Origin of the sequence: Simplicispira sp. (assembly GCF_028687295.1) — a bacterium.
Taxonomy (GTDB): domain Bacteria; phylum Pseudomonadota; class Gammaproteobacteria; order Burkholderiales; family Burkholderiaceae_C; genus Simplicispira; species Simplicispira metamorpha.
Genome location: NZ_JAQUAL010000055.1, coordinates 1 through 18787 on the forward strand (window position 1 = coordinate 1; position 18787 = coordinate 18787).

15 protein-coding genes and 1 pseudogene are annotated in these 18787 nt (G+C 62.3%); 8 read left to right on the forward strand and 8 right to left on the reverse strand.

Annotation, left to right across the window (positions count from 1 at the left end; all coding sequences use genetic code 11):
- The 4 genes and pseudogenes from PHX69_RS08055 to PHX69_RS08070 form a co-directional block, all read left to right on the forward strand.
- Window positions 1–293, forward strand: a pseudogene (locus PHX69_RS08055) (hypothetical protein); the annotation flags it as partial.
- A 38-nt stretch (window positions 294–331) separates the two neighbouring features.
- Complete coding sequence (gene gspD / locus PHX69_RS08060; RefSeq protein WP_288043229.1) at window positions 332–2650, forward strand: type II secretion system secretin GspD; 2319 nt, start codon at window positions 332–334, stop codon at window positions 2648–2650.
- A 35-nt stretch (window positions 2651–2685) separates the two neighbouring features.
- Entirely contained in the window at window positions 2686–3153 is a 468-nt protein-coding gene (locus PHX69_RS08065) for a hypothetical protein (RefSeq protein ID WP_288043230.1), read from the forward strand.
- Window positions 3154–3189: 36 nt separating this feature from the next.
- Window positions 3190–4905, forward strand: a complete 1716-nt coding sequence (locus PHX69_RS08070) for a glycosyltransferase (RefSeq protein ID WP_288043232.1) — start codon at window positions 3190–3192, stop codon at window positions 4903–4905.
- Here PHX69_RS08070 and PHX69_RS08075 read toward each other — a convergent pair.
- Both PHX69_RS08075 and PHX69_RS08080 read right to left on the reverse strand, forming a co-directional pair.
- Window positions 4876–5106, reverse strand: coding sequence for a hypothetical protein (locus tag PHX69_RS08075; protein ID WP_288043233.1), 231 nt, complete (start codon window positions 5104–5106; stop codon window positions 4876–4878). The two genes, PHX69_RS08070 and PHX69_RS08075, sit on opposite strands and share 30 nt — an antisense overlap.
- Before the next feature lie 14 nt (window positions 5107–5120).
- Window positions 5121–8357: a glycosyltransferase gene (locus tag PHX69_RS08080; protein WP_288043234.1), complete on the reverse strand. Its 3237-nt coding sequence runs from the start codon at window positions 8355–8357 to the stop codon at window positions 5121–5123.
- A 94-nt stretch (window positions 8358–8451) separates the two neighbouring features.
- Here PHX69_RS08080 and PHX69_RS08085 point away from each other — a divergent pair, with 94 nt between their 5' ends.
- The 4 genes from PHX69_RS08085 (at window position 8452) to PHX69_RS08100 (ending at window position 11564) form a co-directional block, all read left to right on the forward strand.
- Window positions 8452–9390, forward strand: coding sequence for a glycosyltransferase family 2 protein (locus PHX69_RS08085; protein ID WP_288043235.1), 939 nt, complete (start codon window positions 8452–8454; stop codon window positions 9388–9390).
- Window positions 9391–9608: 218 nt separating this feature from the next.
- Window positions 9609–10055 carry a type II toxin-antitoxin system RelE/ParE family toxin gene (locus PHX69_RS08090; protein WP_288043237.1) on the forward strand — a complete coding sequence of 149 codons (447 nt, stop codon included), beginning with the start codon at window positions 9609–9611 and terminating at the stop codon, window positions 10053–10055.
- Window positions 10033–10350 carry a helix-turn-helix domain-containing protein gene (locus tag PHX69_RS08095; protein ID WP_288043238.1) on the forward strand — a complete coding sequence of 106 codons (318 nt, stop codon included), beginning with the start codon at window positions 10033–10035 and terminating at the stop codon, window positions 10348–10350. Before PHX69_RS08090 ends, PHX69_RS08095 begins: the two co-directional genes overlap by 23 nt.
- Window positions 10351–10484: 134 nt before the next feature.
- Window positions 10485–11564, forward strand: coding sequence for an acyltransferase family protein (locus PHX69_RS08100; protein WP_288043240.1), 1080 nt, complete (start codon window positions 10485–10487; stop codon window positions 11562–11564).
- Here PHX69_RS08100 and PHX69_RS08105 read toward each other — a convergent pair.
- The 6 genes from PHX69_RS08105 to PHX69_RS08130 form a co-directional block, all read right to left on the reverse strand.
- The gene (locus PHX69_RS08105) at window positions 11561–12472 is read right to left on the reverse strand and encodes a lysophospholipid acyltransferase family protein (protein ID WP_288043241.1); all 912 of its coding nucleotides are present in this window, start codon (window positions 12470–12472) and stop codon (window positions 11561–11563) included. The genes PHX69_RS08100 and PHX69_RS08105 overlap by 4 nt on opposite strands.
- A 3-nt stretch (window positions 12473–12475) precedes the next feature.
- Window positions 12476–13663, reverse strand: coding sequence for an ABC transporter ATP-binding protein (locus PHX69_RS08110; protein ID WP_502958498.1), 1188 nt, complete (start codon window positions 13661–13663; stop codon window positions 12476–12478).
- Window positions 13664–13784: 121 nt separating this feature from the next.
- On the reverse strand, window positions 13785–14585 hold the full coding sequence (locus PHX69_RS08115; RefSeq protein ID WP_288043243.1) for an ABC transporter permease: 801 nt from the start codon (window positions 14583–14585) through the stop codon (window positions 13785–13787).
- Window positions 14586–14645: 60 nt separating this feature from the next.
- Window positions 14646–15614: a peptidylprolyl isomerase gene (locus PHX69_RS08120; RefSeq protein ID WP_288043244.1), complete on the reverse strand. Its 969-nt coding sequence runs from the start codon at window positions 15612–15614 to the stop codon at window positions 14646–14648.
- A gap of 105 nt (window positions 15615–15719) precedes the next feature.
- Entirely contained in the window at window positions 15720–17390 is a 1671-nt protein-coding gene (locus PHX69_RS08125) for a cell surface protein (protein ID WP_288043245.1), read from the reverse strand.
- A gap of 279 nt (window positions 17391–17669) precedes the next feature.
- The coding region (locus PHX69_RS08130; RefSeq protein ID WP_288043246.1) for a glycosyltransferase at window positions 17670–18787 on the reverse strand (1118 nt) is incomplete at its 5' end.

The window sequence follows — 18787 nt, forward strand, 5'->3', positions numbered from 1 at the left end:
TGGTGGACGGTGGCTGGGTGCTGCGCACCGTGCAGGCACGCAGCGCCACCTTTGACAATGCGGGCCAGACCCGCACCTTGCAATTGGTGCGCGCCGCTGTCAGTACCTATACCGGGGCAGTGATACCGGTGTCCGCACCGCCTGCGCCGCCACCGCCACCGGCAGTGCCTGTGGCCTTGTCACAAGCGGCAGCAGCGGCCAATGCGGCTGCCCAATCAGTACCACCTGCGCCACCTGTATCACCTGCGCCGCAGACATCCACTACACGCCGCCCGATCTTTGGGGGGCCCTGAGCCTGCCATTGGCCCCTTCTGCCTATCCATTTGTTGCCATGACCTTCTACCGATACGCACTTTCTGCCGTGGCTCTGGCCGCTTCCCAACTGGTGGCTGCGCAAACTTCTGCACAGCCGTCGCTGGTGACATCAACCACCACGGTAGCGCCGCTGGGCACCGTCAAGGCCGGCGCTGCCGAACCCGACAACACTACCGAGCCGCGCTTGATCCGGGGCAATGACCGGGTTATCGCTCCTGCCAAAGTGCCTGCCACATTCGATGGCCCTCCCGTTACTTTCAATTTTGAAGAAGCGCCCGTAGCCGAAGTGGTGCGCACGATTCTGGGGGATATCCTCAAGGCCGATTACGTGCTGCACCCCCCGTTGGCAGGCACTATTACGCTGGCCACGCGCGCTGCCGTGGCCCCTGACCAGGCCGCATTTCTGCTGGAAAGTGCGCTACAGGCCAACGGTCTGGCGTTGCTGCGCGATGCACGTGGCAGCTACCACGTCGGGCGCCCTGACACCCTCAAAGGAATAGGCTCTGGTGTGCGCCAAACCGGCAGTGGCCCGCTTCCGCCTGGTTATGGCGCCATCGTTGTGCCGCTGCAATACATCGGTGCCGGTGAGATGGCCACTATCTTGCGCCCCCTCATGCCTGCTGAAGCGCTGGTGCGCGTCGATACCGTGCGCAACCTGTTGGTGCTGACCGGCACGCGCACCCAGGCCGAAGGTTGGCTGGATCTTGTCAACACCTTTGACGTTGATTTACTCAAAGGCATGTCGGTGGGGGTGTTTCCGCTCAAATATGCTTCCATCAAAGAGGTGGAGGCGGCCATGCAACTCATGAGCGCGGGTGCCGGTGGCACTACACCGACACAGGCCACCCCGGCGGGAGCCACTGGGCGTGCGGGTGCCACCGCAGGCGCCAGCGCTGGTGCCAGTGCCTTGGGCGAAGCCAACCCGCTTTTTGGTGCCTTGCGCATCATGCCCATAGAGCGGCTCAACAGCATTTTGGTCGTCACCCCCAGGGCCGCTTACCTGGACGAAGCGCGCCGCTGGATTGAGCGCCTGGATCAGCCCAGCGACAACAGCGCTGAGCCCCAACTCTTCATTTACCAGGTGCAGAACGTCAATGCCCGCCACCTTGCCACTGTGCTGGGCGGCATTTTTGGCGATGGCCGCCAGACCAGTGCCGTGGCCAACTCCGGTGTGGCTCCGGGGTTGACCAGCGCCACTGGCTCCAGTTTGGGCCAGCCCGGAAGCGCCTTTAGCTCCAGCACTGCCTTCCCCAGCAGTGGCGGGTTGGGCATGCGCGCGGGTGGTGCAGGGACTGCCAGCGCTGGGGGTACACGCGCCGGACAGGCTGGCACTGCACAACAGGCACCGGCCACTGCAGTACTGGGCAACGTGCGCGTGATGGCCGACGAGCTCAACAACGCCGTGCTGGTGTGGGGTACCAAATCCGAATTTTCCAAGATCGAATCCACCCTCAAGCGGTTGGATCTGCCACCGACACAGGTCTTGATCGAGGCCAGCATCGTCGAAGTGACCCTGACTGACGATTTGCAATATGGGTTGCAGTGGGCTTTCAGCGACAGCCGTTCCACCACCGGCTACACCGGCTCGGGCCTGTTGTCGAACAACACCAAAATCGAAGACAGCGGCTCTCTGGTGAAGCCGACCAACGGTTTTTCTTACACGCTGAAGAATCCGCTGGGCAATGTGCGCGCTGTTCTGACCGCGCTATCGGCCAAAACCACGCTGAAAATGATTGCCAGCCCATCGCTGATGGTGCTGGACAACCACACGGCATCCATCATCGTGGGCAATCAAACGCCTATCCAGGCGGGTACTTTGACCAACAGCGATACCTTGGTCACTTCAACCAACATCCAGTACAAAGACACGGGTGTGAACCTCATGGTCACGCCCTCGGTCAATGCGGGCAACATCGTCACCTTGCAAGTCGATCAGTCGGTGACCGATGTGGGTGGCCAGGATGAAATCACCAAGCAGCGCTTCTTCCTGCAGCGCCAGTTGTCCAGCAAAGTGGCGGTGCGCTCGGGTGAGTCGATCGTGATGGGGGGGTTGATCCAGGAAACCGGTAATGGCAGCAAGTCTGGTGTGCCGGTGCTGCACGAGGTGCCGCTGTTCGGTAACCTGTTTGGCGCCACCCGGAACGACTCCAAGCGAACCGAACTGCTGGTGGTGATCACGCCCCGGGTGGTGCGCTCGGATGTGGAGATTACTGAAGTGGGCGCCGACCTGCGCGACCGCATGCGTGCTTTGCAGCGCCTGCCGCTGCAAGTCGGACCACAAAAACCGCCTGTTCAGGAGCCGCCAGCACCGCTGCAGTTCCTCCCTTCCAACTAACCAACTCCAACGTATTACAAAGGACGCAAGCACTTATGCCTAATACCTTCCGTACTCCCATGCCCTGCCGTGGCCTGCTGGTTGCCACTGCCCTGGCCGCCAGCCTGCTGGCAGGTTGCGCTGCGCCGGGTGCTGTTAGCAGTAGCGCCCCCGCCGCTGCCGTGCTCACACCTGCTAAGGCCGAAGACGCCGTGCGTGCGCGCGCCCAGCAGCGCTGGGACTGGCTGGTGACCGGTAAGTACGAGGATGCCTATGGCTATACCACGCCAGCGTTTCGGGGCTTGAATACCGCCCAGAATTACCGCAACCGCTTTGGCACCGGCGCCAGCTGGACGGGCGCGCGCGTGCAAAGCGTGGAGTGCGCCACGCCCGAGCGCTGCACCGTGCAGGTGGCCGTCGATACGCGCGTGGTGGCCCGGGGTTTTCGTGACCCCATCACCACCAGCGTGGTCGAAACCTGGCTGCTCGAAGAAGGCCAGTGGTGGTATTACCAGGCACCTTGAACGGGTGCGTACTGCTGGCTATTAGCCAATTCCAGCATGGGTTCGCTTGATCGGTCTTCCTCCTCGCTCTCTTGCGCGCAGCTGCCCGGCGAGGGGGTGAGTGCGGCCAGCTTGCTGGCCTTGGTGCAAACGCAAAGCGCGCAGCTGGCACTGGTTGAACAGCAGCTCAGTGCCGTGCAGCAGTCACACCGCCAGGTTGTGGCGGCGCTACAGCAGGCACAGGGGCAACTGGCACACCAGCAACACATCGTGCAGGAGTTGGAACAACTGCGTCAGCAGCACCAAGCGCTGGCAGCGCACCTGCATGAAATCCAAACCTCCACGGTGATCCGCGTCACGCGCCCGCTGGTGCGTGCCAAACTGGGGCTGGATTTGGCACTGGGGCGCCGCCAGGCGGCCACCGTGCGGCCGCCTGCTATGGCTACAGTGCCTGCCCCCACACCCAGCGATGCATCTCCCCTGCCCGCCTCGGTGCAGAACGACCCTGTACACCCTCTCCACCAGGACGTGGTGCGGCTGCGTTCCAGTGTGCTGCCGCGTGTGCTGGCGGTGTCGCATGGTTGGGGTGGGGGCACGCAGCAGCACGTGGAAGAGCTGGCGCGCCACCTGCGCGAACAGGCCATTTTTTTGCTGCTCTCCTCACAAGACAATGGCCCGCTGCGCCTGCGCTGGCTGGATGAGCGTGAGAGTTTTTCCCAGGAGTTCCAGTGGCCCAGCGAACAAGCAGCCTTGGTAGCACTGCTGCGCGAGCTGGGAGTCAGCCACGTGCACTACCACCATTTGGTCGGTCACACGCCCGAGGTGATGCATTTGCATGAGCATTTGGGCGTGGCGTACGACTTCACCGCCCATGACTACTACAGTGCCTGCCCGCAAATTTCTTTGACCACCGCACAGAAAACCTACTGTGGAGAGCAGGGCCTGGCGCAGTGCCGAGCCTGCGTACACGAGCGCCCCGCGCCCACGCAAGAAACGATTGACGCGTGGCAGCTGCGCCATCGGCTGTTTTTGCACCAAGCGCGCTGGGTGTTGGCGCCCAGCCATGACTGTGCGCAGCGTGTGCAGCGTTACTTTCCCCAGGCGCGCATTCGTTACGCACCGCACACCGACATGCTGGAGCACCCGGCCGCTCCTGTGCGCGCACCTTTGCCGCTGCCAGCGCCGCGCCATTTGCGCATTTTTTTGGTCGGCGGGCTCAGTGCCATCAAAGGTGGCGATGTGGCCGAAGCCGTGGCACTGGAAGCCGCGCGCTTGAATGCGCCGATCGAGCTGCACTTGCTGGGTTACGTGTTCCGCACTTTCAAGGCCCAGCCCGAGGCCAGTTTGACCATCCATGGCTCGTACCAGGAGCATGACCTGCCCCGCTTGCTGCAACGCTTGCAGCCGGATGTGGTGTGGTTTCCAGCCGTGTGGCCAGAGACCTACAGCTACACCTTGAGCACTTGTTTGCAGGCGGGTTTGCCGGTGGTGACGACCGATTTGGGGGCCTTCCCCGAGCGTTTGGCCCAGCGCCCGTGGACCTGGGTGCGGCCTTGGAATACATCAGCGGGCGACTGGCTGGCCTTTTTCTTGCGCCTGCGTCAGCAGTTCATCGCCGCAGGGGCCCCCACAGACGAAGCGGGCCAGCCTTGGGAGCCCAGCGGTGTGCCAGAGGCTCGACTTGGTCGGCACGATGAAGATTGGAACTATGCCCGTGACTACCTGCAGGGGCTGGCGCCCGCGTCAGTCGCGGCTGCGCCAGCCAGCGCGTAGGCGTAGCCAGCGGTACACCAGCCGCTCGCGTTCGTGCAAGAGGTGCCACAGCCGCCCTTTTTCGTAAGACAGCACGTTGCGCAGCCCGGGCGCAAAGCCGTTGCTAGAGGGGCGTGTTGCCCAGCGAAAGGGCAGGCTCAGTAGCCAGATACGGTGCAGCGGTAATAGCAATCCGGTGCGGCGTGAAGGCGGTTTATGCATGGTGTGGGTGAGCCTTAGGCGCGTTTTTTCAGGTGTACGAGGCGAAACAGCCAAGCGGGCAGGTCACTGGGGAAATGGGCAAAGGCGGCAAACTTCCAGGCCAGCGGGCGCAGCTGGCGGTAGAGCTGGCGCGGGCGCAGCAAATCCAGCCAGCCTACGCGGGGGGGTGCAATGTCCAGGGTGTGGTCGTGGCCAAAATCCTCGGTGTGTACCAGCTGACCAATCTGCGCTACTTCCTCGGGTGTGGGGTACACCACGGCACGCTCTAGAAGTGCTTGCACATACGGTTTGAGTTGCTGCGCTTGGTAGCCTGTGAGGCTCCAAATGGCGTGGAAGTCTTCCAGGTGGGCCAGCACGCCCGCCTGCAATTGGGCAATCAGTGGGTTGCAAGCGAGCTCACCGAGGCGATCGGGGCTTTCGTCGCTTTTGAGCCGGGCAACGATGCGCCCGTCTTGCTCCTCGTAGCCCAGCGTGGTGCCCTCGGCGGCACGTGCTGCTTGCTCAAAAATTTCTTCGAAATCCATGGGCGCACGCTCGTAGGCGTCGCCCCGTCGGGCATCGAGCAGCAAGCCTTCAATACGTTCGCCCATGCCAAAGTCACCATGCATGGCCGCGACAAAGGCCAGATACCAGCCGTGTACCTCTGGGTAGTCTGGGCGCTGGCCAAAGCTGTCGTGCAGGAATTTTTGGATGGTGCCGTTCCAGCCAATGTCTACCAGGGCGGCGCGCTTACAGGCGAAAAAGCCTTGCTGCTCGAAATAGGCCTGTAGGTGCGCGCGCGCTGCCTGGCCTGTCGGGCGGATGCGCGCTTGCACCTGCTCATCCGCCAAAAAAGCCAGCAGGCGTGGGTCTTGCCAGTTGTGCAAGGGCGTGGCCAGGTCGGCGAAACCATGTGCCAAGGCCAGTTCGTGAAAATCCGCCGGTGCCAGGCCAAAGGTTTTTAGCACCGACAGTAGCCCTTGCTGTTTGGGGTTGTAGAGGGCGACGATGGCCTGCTCTGGGCGCAGCCCCTCGGCCATGGAGGCCATGGCCACTACGCGGCGTGAGGCATACACATACACCGGCTCGGGCCAGGGCTGCTGCGTGGCGGGTTGCAATGCACACCAGCGTTCGTACAGCCGCATGAATAAATAGCCATCACGTGCCAAAAAGAAGATTTTCTCTGGTCGTTGCTGGGCAATTTTTTCCGTCAAAGCCAGGGTGAAGGTGGCAAATGCTGGGCCCAGTACATCGCGCCCATAGTGGTGGAAGAACGGCTCACCCGCCTCGCCACTGCGCTCCAGCATGCGCTGGCGCACGGCTACGGCCTCAAAAAAATGCCGTCCGCTCCACACGCCGCCCAGGCGTGCCATGCGCGCCGACAGTGCTTGGTGGCGTCGGCGCAGGCGCTGGGCCTTCTCGTCGAGAAACACTGCCTCAATCCCTAAGCGCAGCGGCGCGCGCATGTCGGACACCAGGTTGTCACCCACATGCACCACCTGCTCGGGCTGCAGTCCTTCCAAGGCCAGCACATGGCTGTGCAGCCGCCCCGAGTATTTGCCCAGGCCAAATTCCGAAGAGACATACACCTGATCGATGAGCGTACCCAGGCCACAGGCATCCAGCAGGGCGGAGACATGGTCGTGGCCCAGGTACATATCCGAGACCGCAATCACCCGCACCTCCTGGCGCTGCAGCCAACTCAGCAGCGCGGCAGCACCGGGTTTGGCAGCCAGCGCCAGGGCTTCCAGGCGGCGCTCTTGGGTGTGGATGAAGGCTTCTAGCAGCAGATCGCGCTGGCCCACCAGTTGCGTCACCCACGACTGCACCAGCGCGTCGTGGTGGCACTCGTGATCCAGCCCCTGGGCCAGCATGGCCTGGCGCTGCGCCTGCTCCGCAGCGCGGCGTGCCGCCAGAATGTGCTCGGGGGTATAGGTCGGCAATTTTTCTGCTACCAGCTGTGCCAGGCGCGTATGGACGGTCTCTGGTGGCTCAATGCAGCGCGCCACCAAAGTGTCAAACACGTCGAACGACACACAGCGCACCCGTCCCAGGCGCGGTTCCAGCCAATCTTGCAGATGCGCCAAGTCCAGCAGGCGCTGCGGCCGCCCCGGGTGTGCGCGGGGGGCTTGTGTGGGGCGCACAGTGGGCGCAGGCATGGCAAAGCCCGGAGACTGTGCTGGGGTAGATGGAGTGTGCTGCGGGCGCTGCAGTCGTTCGCTCAGTGCTTGCGAGAGCAGGGCGATTTGCCGATCCTTCTCGCTGATTTCTTGGGTGAGTGTGGCGAGGTGTGTATCGCGCTTGGCGACGTGGTCGTGCAGCTCGCGCAACGACTCATCGCGCTCGGCAATCCAGCGGTCGCGGTCTTTGATCAATGGGAAAAGCTCGGCTTCTTTGGCCACCAGCGCCTCATGGCGTTGCGTGGCTGCAATTTCGCACAGGTACTTTTCAATCCGCGCCCATTGCTGCGTCAGCTGTCCTAGCTGGGTGTGCTGCGTAGGTGTGTGACCCAACAGGGCTGGCAGGTACTGGCGCAGCAAAGCCGCACACTCCAGGTTGGCGCGCCAGGGGTGTTCACTGATGGTGTTGGCCGCATGCAGGCGGTAGTGCAGGAGAGGTGTTTCAACCCAGGCCAGGCGCATGCCCTGGGCCAGACCGCGCAGCAGCCACTCGTAGTCCAGCACATAGCGCAGGTCGTGAAAAGGCCCCACCTGCTCCAGCCAGCGGCGGCGAAAGAAGAAATTCGAGGTGGTCATGAAGACGTTGCCCGCCAGCAGAGTGGCTGGCCAGTCCTGGGTTTCCGTCCACACGCGCTTGAGGGCTTCGTAGGCATCGATCCACCAGTGCGCTGCCACCACGTCGCCATCGTCGTCCATCAGGCGGATGTCGGTGCCCACCAAATCGGCACCACTGGCTTGCAGCGCCGCGTAGCAGCTGGCCAGGCGCTCAGGCAAAAACAGATCGTCAGAGTTGATGATGGCAATAAATTCGCCGCGCGCCAGCTGCAGGGCAGCGTTCATGGTGCCGTGCGACCCGAGGTTGTGTTCGTTGCGCAGCAGGCGCAGGCGTGGATCGGTACACGCCTGCAGCACGTCCCAGGTGGTGTCAGGCGAGGCGTCGTCGATGACGATGACCTCCAGGTGGCGCCAGCTTTGCTGCAGCACGCTGTCCAGGGCGGCACGCACAAACGCAGCGTGCTTGTAGGCGGGCATCAAGACGCTGATCAGGGGTTGCGCCTGGGGCGCTGGGACGGCGTCGGTAGGGTCAGACATAGCGGGCGAAAAAGAGGCCAGCGCGCACAAGCGCTGCGCAAAAAACGAGGGCCGGTGGGCGGGCGCGTAAAATTTTCGATTCTCGCACGCCCCCATGCCCACCTCTTTTTGCCCCGACGTCGCTGCTGTGCTGGTGACTTACCACCCCCAGCAGGCCACCTTGCAGGCGGCCGTGCAGGCTTTGCGCGGCCAAGTGGCGCAGCTGTGGGTGGTGGACAACACCGCCACGCCCGGCGCTTGCCCTTGGTTGCCTGTCCTGGTGCGGGATGCCGCCGTGCCCGCGCAACTGCTGGCACAGCCGCACAACCTGGGCATTGGTGCGGCGCACAACATCGGCATTCAGGCGGCACGCGCGCACGGTGCGCGCTGGGTGTTGTTGCTCGACCAAGACAGCTGCCTGGAGCCCGGCGCCGTGGCCCGGTTGCGCGATGCGGCGCTGCAACTACAGGCCCAAGGGCAACCCTTGGCCGCCGTAGGCCCGCAGTACCGCGCCGAGGATGGCCAAGAGTGGTCGGGCTTTGTGCGCTTTGGCTGGCTGCGCTTGATCCACCAGACGGCCAGCGATGCCCTGCCTCTGGTGCCTGCGGATTTCTTGATTTCTTCCGGCTCGCTCATCCCTATGGACGCGCTAGATGCCATCGGCCTGATGGATGAGGCGCTGTTCATCGACCATGTGGACACCGAGTGGTGCTTGCGTGCGCGTGCCTTGGGTTACCGGCTGTTTGGCGTACACGGCGCCCGCATGGTGCATGCCTTGGGGGATAGGCGCTGGCGCGTGTGGCTGGGGCGCTGGCGCAATCTGCCGCAGCACGCACCGTTTCGCTATTACTACATCTTTCGTAACAACGCCTTGCTGCTCCAGCGGCCCCAGCTCTCGCGCCGCTGGAGGCGCATCACCCGCTTGCGCCACTGGTATTTGGCCTTGTTTTGCTGCCTGCCCAGCGGCCCCTGGCGCGAGCGCCTGCGCATGATCGCCTTGGGCCTGGCCGATGCCCGCCAGCAGCGCCTGGGGCGCCGTGATGAGTGGAATTAGCGGCGCCACCCGTCTGCAAAAAACGCTGCAAACGCCAGCGCCGTGGGATGCGTCCTGAACCTGGCCCAGCGGGTTTTGCTCCCTCCCCCAGCGGGGGAAGGGGCCAAGCCGGCATAGCGCAGATTTACAAGGAAAATCGGTCTACAGCCCACGCCCAGCAAGCGCAAGCAGCTATCTTTTTTGTATGAAGTCGCCATGTTTCGCGGTGCAGGAATGTCTTGCAAAGTATCAATCCAAGTGTGATACTTTTCCGGTATCCAGCGGCGTGCTTCGATGTGAGAGTTTTCAAAAATGCTTGGTTTGGGCGTTTTGTACGCAAGGAAGGGATTTCGCCCGATGCCTTGTGGGATGCAGTGGCCCGGGCTGAGCAGGGCCAAATCGATGCGGACTTGGGCGGTGGCGTGATCAAGCAACGCATTGCCCGTGCAGGCGGTGGCAAATCCAGCGGCTATCGCAGCATGGTTTTGTACCGTCAGGGCGACAAGGCATTCTTTGTTTTTGGATTTGCCAAAAATGCCCAGGCCAACATCAGCGCCGACGAAGAAGCCCAGTTCAAGAAGGCGGCCAGGCACGTTTTGGCGCTCAGCGATGAGTCCCTACAACAGCTGCTGGATAACGGACAGTTCGAGGAGATTTTCAGAAATGCCGAAAAAATACCGCAGTGACGCTTTGGCAGCCATCCACGAAACGATGGAGGCCCTGCACGAGATCGGTGCTGTCAACAAGCAGACCATGCGCGAGTTTGACGAGGCGTGCCTGACCCCAGTGCAAGTGCTGGCACCAGACGAAATCCGGCAAATCCGTCTGCGTGAACACATCTCGCAGCCGGTTTTTGCGCGCTATCTCAATGTGTCCAAAAACCTGGTTTCGGATTGGGAGCGCGGCGTCAAAAAGCCGGGCGGCGCCGCTTTGCGATTGCTCACGGTCATCCAGAAAAAGGGACTGGTGGCGATTGCCTGAAAAAGCAGGGGCTTGGAGGCTTGGTAGTTACGGGTTTGTAAGTTAAATAAGCCTCTAGCCCTTGTGCAGCGGGCGCAAGCAGCTATGAATTCAGGAGTAATTGACGTGGGACGTTTGAAAAACGCAATGGTGGTATGAAATCCTCTTCCGGGGCGCATTTCATCGCGCTGGATCACGTCCGGGCCTTGGCGGCCTTGATGGTGGTGACCTGGCACTTTATCCACGCCACCAACGGCTACCCGGTGACGTTTGATTATGTGCCGGCGATATTTCCGCTGGCCGTGCTGGATGAAGGGCACACGGGCGTTGCGCTTTTCATGACGCTCAGTGGCTACCTGTTTGCAAAATTACTGGATGGTAAATCGATTGATTACCGGGCGTTTATTTGGAACCGCGCTCTGCGCCTGTTGCCACTGCTGATAGTGGTGATTTTGCTGGTAGGCCTGCAAAAGCTTTTGAATGGCGAGAGTATTGCCGCTTACGCCCAGTCTATAGCGCAGGGCTTATGGCTACCGTCTTTGCCCAACGGCGGTTGGTCTATTACGGTAGAGTTTCACTATTATTTGATTTTGCCGTTGCTGCTGTGGATGTTGCATCAATCGCAGTGGCTGCCGTTTTCAGTGATTGGCGTGGCGCTGGTGCTGCGCTGGTTTTTGCACCAACACCACGGTGAAATCCAGTTTTTGGCTTATGCCACGCTTGTGGGTCGAATAGACCAATTTGTGCTGGGCATGCTGGCCTACCATTTCAGCGGCTATATCGCCCGCCGCCATGTGCTGGTTCTGCTGGCCATCGTTGCGTTTACCGCGTTTTATTGGTTTTTTGACCAGCAGGGCGGGTTTTTCAGAAATCCGTCTTATCCATCGCCCAGTCCGATCTGGATTTTTATGCCCACCATTGAAGGGTTGGTCTACGCCATAGGCATTGCGTGGTACGACAATTCTTTTGCGCACTCGCAATCCAATTTTTCAAAACTGGTGGCGCGTTTAGGTGAGTATTCTTATTCGATTTACCTGTTGCACTTTTTTGTAGTGTTTGAAGCGGCTCGATTCGTCCATGAACACATCATGGATATTTCCAATTTTTACTTGGCCTGTGTTTGGGCGCTTTTCTTCTTTGTTTTGATGCTGCTGCCCGGGTACGTGAGCTTTCGCTTGATTGAGGCACCGTTTCTCAGGCACAGAAGGCGCTACATCAAAGTGCCTGGCGCCTAATCGGGCACCACAAAAAAGCGCGGCGCCTCGCTCCAGAAATGCCAAGCGGCGCTGTCTTGGGCGATGGCCTCGCTCAGGTGGGTGAACACAGCGGCTACCAGCGCGTCCAAATCCCCCAGCACCGGCAGCTGCACGATGCGCAGCGTGCGCTGGCCGGTGCCCATGTCGATGCCCGTCAGGTACACCGTGACGGGCACTTTTTGCTCCACCGCCAGCCGCAGCAGCGCCTTGGGCACCTGCGCGGCCATGCCGACAATCTGCACCGGCACGCTGGCGGCGACCTGATCGGATGGCACATCAATCGCGGCCAGCACCTGCTCGCGATTGCGCAAAGCGCGCAGGGCGGGGCGCAGGCTGCTCGATACATCCAGCGTGGGGCAGCCCAGCGCCTTGGCTACATGGGCGGTGCGCGCCTGTATATAGCGGTGCAATACCGGGTGACCGGCGAAATGCGCGCCATTGAGCGGCGCCACCAGCGCATGCGGCGTCAAGCCCGCCTGCTGTGCATGGCGCAGGCCCCACATGCCCGCGCCCCAGTGGAAGGTAGCCAGAATGCCCGCCTGCCCCACAGCAGGCCACTGCCCTTGCACTTGCAGGTGGCGCTGCATCCAGCGGTTGCTGCGCGTAGCGGCCAGGTACAGGTCGGCGTGGTCGATCAGCGTGACCAGGCGGCGCTGCGCCAGCCAGCGCGGTGCCTGCTCGGGCGTGACCCAACCGCGCGCCTGTGCTTCGTGCAGTGCGCGCTCGCAGGGCTCGCGGTACAGCCACTGGCAGCGCGCTGACAGCCGCCGGAATACCCGAAAGCACCAGCCCCAAGGCAGCACCGCCGCCAAGCCGGGCAACAGCACCAGCTCCAGCGCCTCGCGCAGGTGCGGGCGCCAGCGGCTGGGGATCAGCGCGCGCAGCATGGCCTACTCCCACTGGTGCGGCAAGCGCACCAGCCCCGGCATCGACAGCGGGTACACATGCCGAAAACGCGCGTACTGCAGCCACTCTTCATAAATCACCAGTCCCTTGGCATCGAACAAATAGGCGCTGACTACGTACTCGCCCGAATGCAGCGGCAGCGCGGTAAAGCGCAGTCGGGCTTGCCACAGGTTGTCGCCCAGGTGCTGGGGCCGCACACCATCGTTGTGTGTGGTGACGGACGTGATCCCCACGCCGTGGGCCTGCTCCAGCATCACGCCAATGCTGGGCGCTTCGCCCTCGGGCATGTGGACGCGCACGGTGACCAGCAGATCGGGCGTTTGCAGCAGCGGCGGGCTGGCATCGTCCACCTCGGCCAGCGTGAGCGATTCGATGCGCGCGGCGCGGCGCGGTGCGTTGTCGGATGGCGTGGTGGCGGGTGTTGCGACTTGCTGCGCGGCGGCGACATCGTCGCGCTCTTGCGCACGCACATGCACTTCATAGGCCGCCAGCACCTCCAGCGTGGGGCCGTAGGCCCGCACCTGGCCGCTCTGGAGCCACAGCGTGGTGTCGCACAGCTGTTGCACGTGGTACATGCTGTGCGAGCAAAACAAAATGGTGCAACCGTTGTTGCGGAACGACTCAATGCGCTCCACGCATTTTTTCTGAAAATGCTGGTCGCCCACCGCCAGCGCCTCGTCAATGATGAGCAATTGCGGCTCTACTGCGGTGACCAGGGCAAAGGCCAGGCGCACCGTCATGCCCGAAGAATAGGTTTTGACGGGCCGGTCTATGGCCTCTCCCAACTCGGAGAAATCAATGATGTCCTGTTCCAGAGTTGCCATTTCTGCGGCGGAGATGCCGATCAGGCTGCCGCCGAAGTACAGGTTTTGCCGCCCCGTGAAGTCTGGATGAAAACCCGCGCCCAGCTCCAGAATGGCCGTCACCCGGCCCACGCGGGTGATGCTGCCGGTAGAGGGCTGCAAAGTGCCCGCCAGCAGTTTGAGCAATGAGCTTTTGCCTGCGCCGTTGTCACCAATCACGCCCAGGCACTGGCCCCGGTGCAGCGTGAGCGACACATCGCGCAGCGCCCAGTGGCTGCGGTGGTAGCTGCGCCCCGTCAACAATGCCTTGAGCCGCTGGCGGGGCGAGGCGTACAGGCGGTACTCTTTGCCCAGATGGGCCACGTTCAAAGTCAGGGGCGGTGCGTCGGCAGCTTGAGGTAGCTTATGGAGCGCGTTTTCTTTAGTCAAAATGGCCTCCAGGCCTTATACAGCGGGCGCGAGCAGCTATCATTTTTGATATTTTGAGGCTTCAGAGCCAATCAATCAGCTGGTCGCGGCTGCGGCGCAGCAGCACATTCAGCAGCAGCGCGCCCAGGGCCAGCCACACGCCCGCCGCCAGCCACACCGGCCAGGCGGGCCAGGCGCCTTGCAACAGCACCGCTTGGTAGCCGCTGATCCAGGCCGTCATCGGGTTGAGCCACAGCACCCAGCGCCAGTCGGCGGGGAATAGGTGCGGCGGGAACAGCACCGGCGACAAAAAGATGCCAATCGACAGCGCAAAGCCAACGATTTGTACCGTATCGCGCAGCGCCGCTGCCAGCACGGCCAGCGCCGCGCCCCACAGCGAGCACAGCAGCCACTGCAACATCAGCAGCGCCGGCAAGGCCAGCAGCGCCGCAGAAAAATGGTGCTGCCCGGCATAAGCCAGCACCAGCACGGCCATCAGCGGTGCATAGACCACGCCACTGGCCAGCACCGCGCGGGTGGGGAACAGCATGGGCGGGAGCGCGTTTTTTTGCAGTACGCCACCAGCCTCGATCAGGCTGGTCATGGCGCGCGTGAGTGCATCGCAAAACGCCATCCACGGCAGCATGCCGACGATGAGGTAGGCGCCGACGGCGCGGGTGGGTGCGCCATCGCCCAGACGCATGGCAAACACCACGTCAAACACGAGGTAGTAGGCGGCGATGGTGAGCAGCGGCTGCACATAGGCCCAGGCAATGCCCAGGGCGGTTCCGGCGTAGCGGGCAGCAATCTCGCGGCGGGTCAAAACCCAGCACAAGGCGCGCGCGCGCCACAGGGCGGTGGCTTCAAGGGTGAGTGCGCTCATGGAATGCAAACCACACCGCGCGCACCCGGCGGGCGGCGCGGTGCGGCCTGGGGGGGCGGGTTACTTAGTGGGGGTGGGTGCCGCAGCGGGCGCCGTGGTGGCGGGCAGCTGCTGCTTTTGCGCGGCAAGAAACGCTTCAAAAGCGGTTTCGTCGCCCTTGGCTTGGGCGCGCAGGCGTTCTACCTCTTTCATGCGGGCGTCTTGCTGGGCTTTGTTGACGACTTCGGCGCGCAGCTGCTCGCGCACTTCGTCAAACGGCTTGGTGCCTGCGGGCTGGCGCTCTTCCAGGCGGATGATGTGGTAGCCAAAGTTGCTTTGCACCACGCCGCTCAGGTCGCCAGGGTTTTGCAGGGCGTCGAGCGCCTCTTCAAAGGGCTTGACCATGCGGCCCTTGGGGAACAAGCCCAGGTCGCCGCCCTTGGCCGCGCTGCCGGGGTCGGCGGAGTGGGCCTTGGCCAGTTCTTCAAAATTGGCGCCGGCCTTCAACTCGGCCAGCAGCTTGTCGGCCTGGGCGCGGGCTTCGGGCGTGGCGCCCTGGATCAGGATGTGGCGGGCGCGGGTTTGCGCGGGCACGGCAAAGCGCTGGGGCTCGGCTTTGTAGATGGTGGCGGCCAGTTTGTCGGCGGCGGTGGTGTCGGGGGTGGCTGCGGTGGCAATGTGCTCGGCCAGGACTTCCGCCAGGGCGTTTTCGCGGGCGGTTTGCAGTTTGTGCTGCACTTCAGTGGTTTTGGGCAAACCTTGGCGCTCAGCTTCGAGAGCGAAGGCGCGGCGCAAATACAGGTTGCTGATGAGCTGGCGCAGCATATCGGGCTGGGCCAGCACGCGCTCGCGTGCAGCGGCAGGCAAACGTTGTAGCTCTGCTTGCACATCGCTGGTTTCGATCTTGGCACCGGCGCCTTGCATGAGCACCTCGGATTTGCTTTGGCCAAAGGTGGGCGCGGCCAGCAGGGCGGCAGCCAGGGCAAAGTGGGCAGTCAGCGGGCGCAGGGCGCCGAAGGAACGGTGGGGGGAAGAAAGCAGGTGCAACATACGCTGTCAGTGTGGAGTGTTTCAACCCTGAGAAGGGGTGGTTTCAAATAGAAAAAAGGCGGGGATTGCTCCCCGCCTTTCTATGCTTGCAGCAATCCGGTTGGATTAGCGGCTAGTACGGTGCATCCAAGTGCCACCGAAGTTGCCGCCGTCAGGACCGATAGCCTTGCCGACTGCGTAGCCCACGACAGGCAGACCAGCACCCAGGCCAGGCGTTGCGATACGCAGCCAGCCGTCGGTGAACTTGGTATCAATGTTGTTGACAGCCAGCGAAGCGCCCAGCACAGATGCCTTACCGTTGAAGGTCAGGACACTGGTTTCGCCGCAGAACTTCAGGATGTCGCTAGGCGAGATCACGAAGGAAGTGCGCGACTGCTCTTCGTGGTCGAAGGCCAACAGGTTACGGGAATCCACGCAAATGCGGGTCTTCTCGCGGTTCAGAGAAACGTTACCGCCGTTGGCTGCGCTGAAGTAATTCGACGCGTCGACTGCGGGAATGAAACCACCAACGTAATTCACGTTGGGAGCGATTTGAGTGCCGTGGCCGACAATCGTCTTAGTTTCGTAGTTCATCGCTACTGCATAGCGACGGGTAGGCATAGAGAACACCCAGTCCGTAGCAAAGTTGACCGCAGGGTTGGTCAGGTATTCGTTGCTGATGAATTGAGTGGCCAGAGCGCCAGCCAATGCGTTGGCTTGGTCTTCAGGGGTACCCGTGCCGCCCGTAGTGTAAGGCGTGGACAGATCGGGGAAGTCGTAGCTAGCAGCACGCACAGTACCCAGCTTCAGCAGAGGATCTGCAGTCAGGTTGAAGGCTGTAGCGCCCACTGGGTCACCGGTTTGTGGCGAGAACACGAGGTTGGCAGCACCTGACACACCAGCTGCATTAACTGCGCGCACAGCAATAGCTTCACCGCTGAACGATGCCTTAGTACCCACGTCAACAACTGTCCAGTTGGCCATCAGACCACCGGTAGGCCACGAGTAGCCACGCGCTTGGGGGTTGTTGCCGCTCAGAGGATTAGCAGACAGGGGCTGAGCTTGTGCATCCATCACACCTTGGCTGCAAGGAGCCACGCCATTCACGTGCTTGGTAGCAGTGTAAAGAGCGCTGTTCGTGAGTTCGCCAGTAGCGGCATTGAAGATGCTGCGTGGGGGAATGTCAGCCATGTTGAGAATTTCAACGTAGCCTTCACGAGTTTGCGCTGCAGCGTTGTCCAAGACGCGGTTGGTCGAGAACTTGCCAAAAGTTTCTTTGATTTGTGCGGCGCTGGGCAGCGTGCAGCTGGTGTCGGCAGTGGTCAGGGCCGACAGTTCGCCGTTGGCAGATACGTTGGCAGTCCAGACGTCGCCAGGCGACAGGAAGACAGTGATGTCAAACAAGTCGTCCGAGTTGGCAGCACCACGGAAGCGCAGTTTGACGGCCTTGCCGTTCGCCGTGTCTGTGTTCACCAGGTTCAGCAGCGTAGCGTGGCTACCTTGCGTGGTGAAGTAAGGCACAACCAGAATGTGACCAATACCTGCTGGTGTCACTACCAGCTGGTTGGCTGCAGGCGCTTGCGTCACAGATGCGGGAGCAACGACAGGCTGACCGTTAGCGCCCACGACAGTCAGAGTTTGGGGGCCAGAGCCAGGGGGCACCAGCGTGCCAAAGGTTTGCAGGTTGCTGACCAAGCGGCCACCAACGGTATCGGTCACAACAGCTTGTGCGTTAGCCACGCCAGACAGGCCACCAACCATGGCAGCAATGCTCAGGGCAAGAAGATTTTTCTTCATGTAGGAACTCCAGTTAAAAGTTGAAAGCGCAACTACCAAGATTGATTACGCTAAAGAATGTTAGCACAGCCTATACAGGGTATAACGCCCGTGCTCTTCTGTGGTAAGAGGCTGTTTTGAAAAAACAACAACTGCCACAAAACGACGCTGCTATATGCAGGAACGCAGCCTTTACGGGCGACGCTGGCGCGGGTCAGGGGGCAGTTTAGTGCAAGCCCTTGGCTGGGGCCAGCGTTGTTGGGCCTGTAAGTAGGGGTGCTGGGCAAACTGTGGTTTTTTTCACACTCTATCGGTGTCCCAGCAGCCAGTTTTTGGTCCGCCGCTGCCAGTGCGATGGCACAGCGCGGGCCAGTTGGCGCAGCCGGGTGCGGCACGCAGGCGCATCAGCACGCCGACCAGGCCCTGGCGCAGTGCTGGGGCAGCGGTACTGGCGACAGGGCGCAGGTTGGCCAGCTGTGCAGCACCGGGCGCGCTGGCTGTGGGCGCTGGGGGGGGTAGTCCCTGGGTGTATTCACGGTGGTAGTCCCACGGCTGGATCAGGGCATCTTCGGGTTGCTCTGCCAGAGTGGCAGGAGGCTGGGGTGGGTGCAGGCTGGCAAAGTGGGTCTCACGCAGGCGGGTAAACCATTGCACCCAGTCCGTAGTGCTGCTGGCCCAGGGGCGCACCCAACTCCAGGGGCGGCCTGCCAGGCGTTCGGCAAAAGCGCCCAGGTCGGGGGCCACCACGGGCAGGCCCGCTTGCAGGCAGGCGCTCAGGGTGTAGCTATAGGTTTCGGGCCATTGCGCCGGAAACCATGCCAAATCGGGTTGCAGCCATTGCAACAGTGCAGGCAGGTCTTTTTCGTCGTAGGCGCCATGCACAGTCAGGCGTGCGCGGGGCTGGGCGCGCAGGTGGCGGTAGCCGTAGCCCAGCAAGTGGAATTCGATGGGGGCGCCGCGCTGGGCGGCTTCAGTGGCCACGTCTTCCAGTACGTCTGCGCCTTTGATGGTGCTCAGGGCGCCCATCACCACGATTTTCAGCGGCGCACCAGCGGCCACGGGGCGTGGCATGGGCGTTGGCAGGTGGGCAGCGTCGGGCACATCGGTGTGCGGAGCCAGGCGGATGTGGGCACCGGGGGCAAAGCGGGCAAAGCGGCGGGCGGCGTCGCGGCTGGGCACCAGCACGTTGCGCGCGCCTTGCACAAAGGGCGCGTGCTGGTTGCGCCAGGCTTCAATGCTGGCACCACCGGGCGCGGGGTTGCGCCGCAGGCATTGGCGGCATTGCTCCAGACCTTGTTCGCCGCAGTAGGCGTTGGTGTCGGTAGTGAGAGAGATTTGCGGGCAGAAGCTGTAGAAGTCGTGTGCCGTGAAGTCGTAGCCCACACCCAGCAGCGCAGGCAGGTTTTTGACGGTGGCGC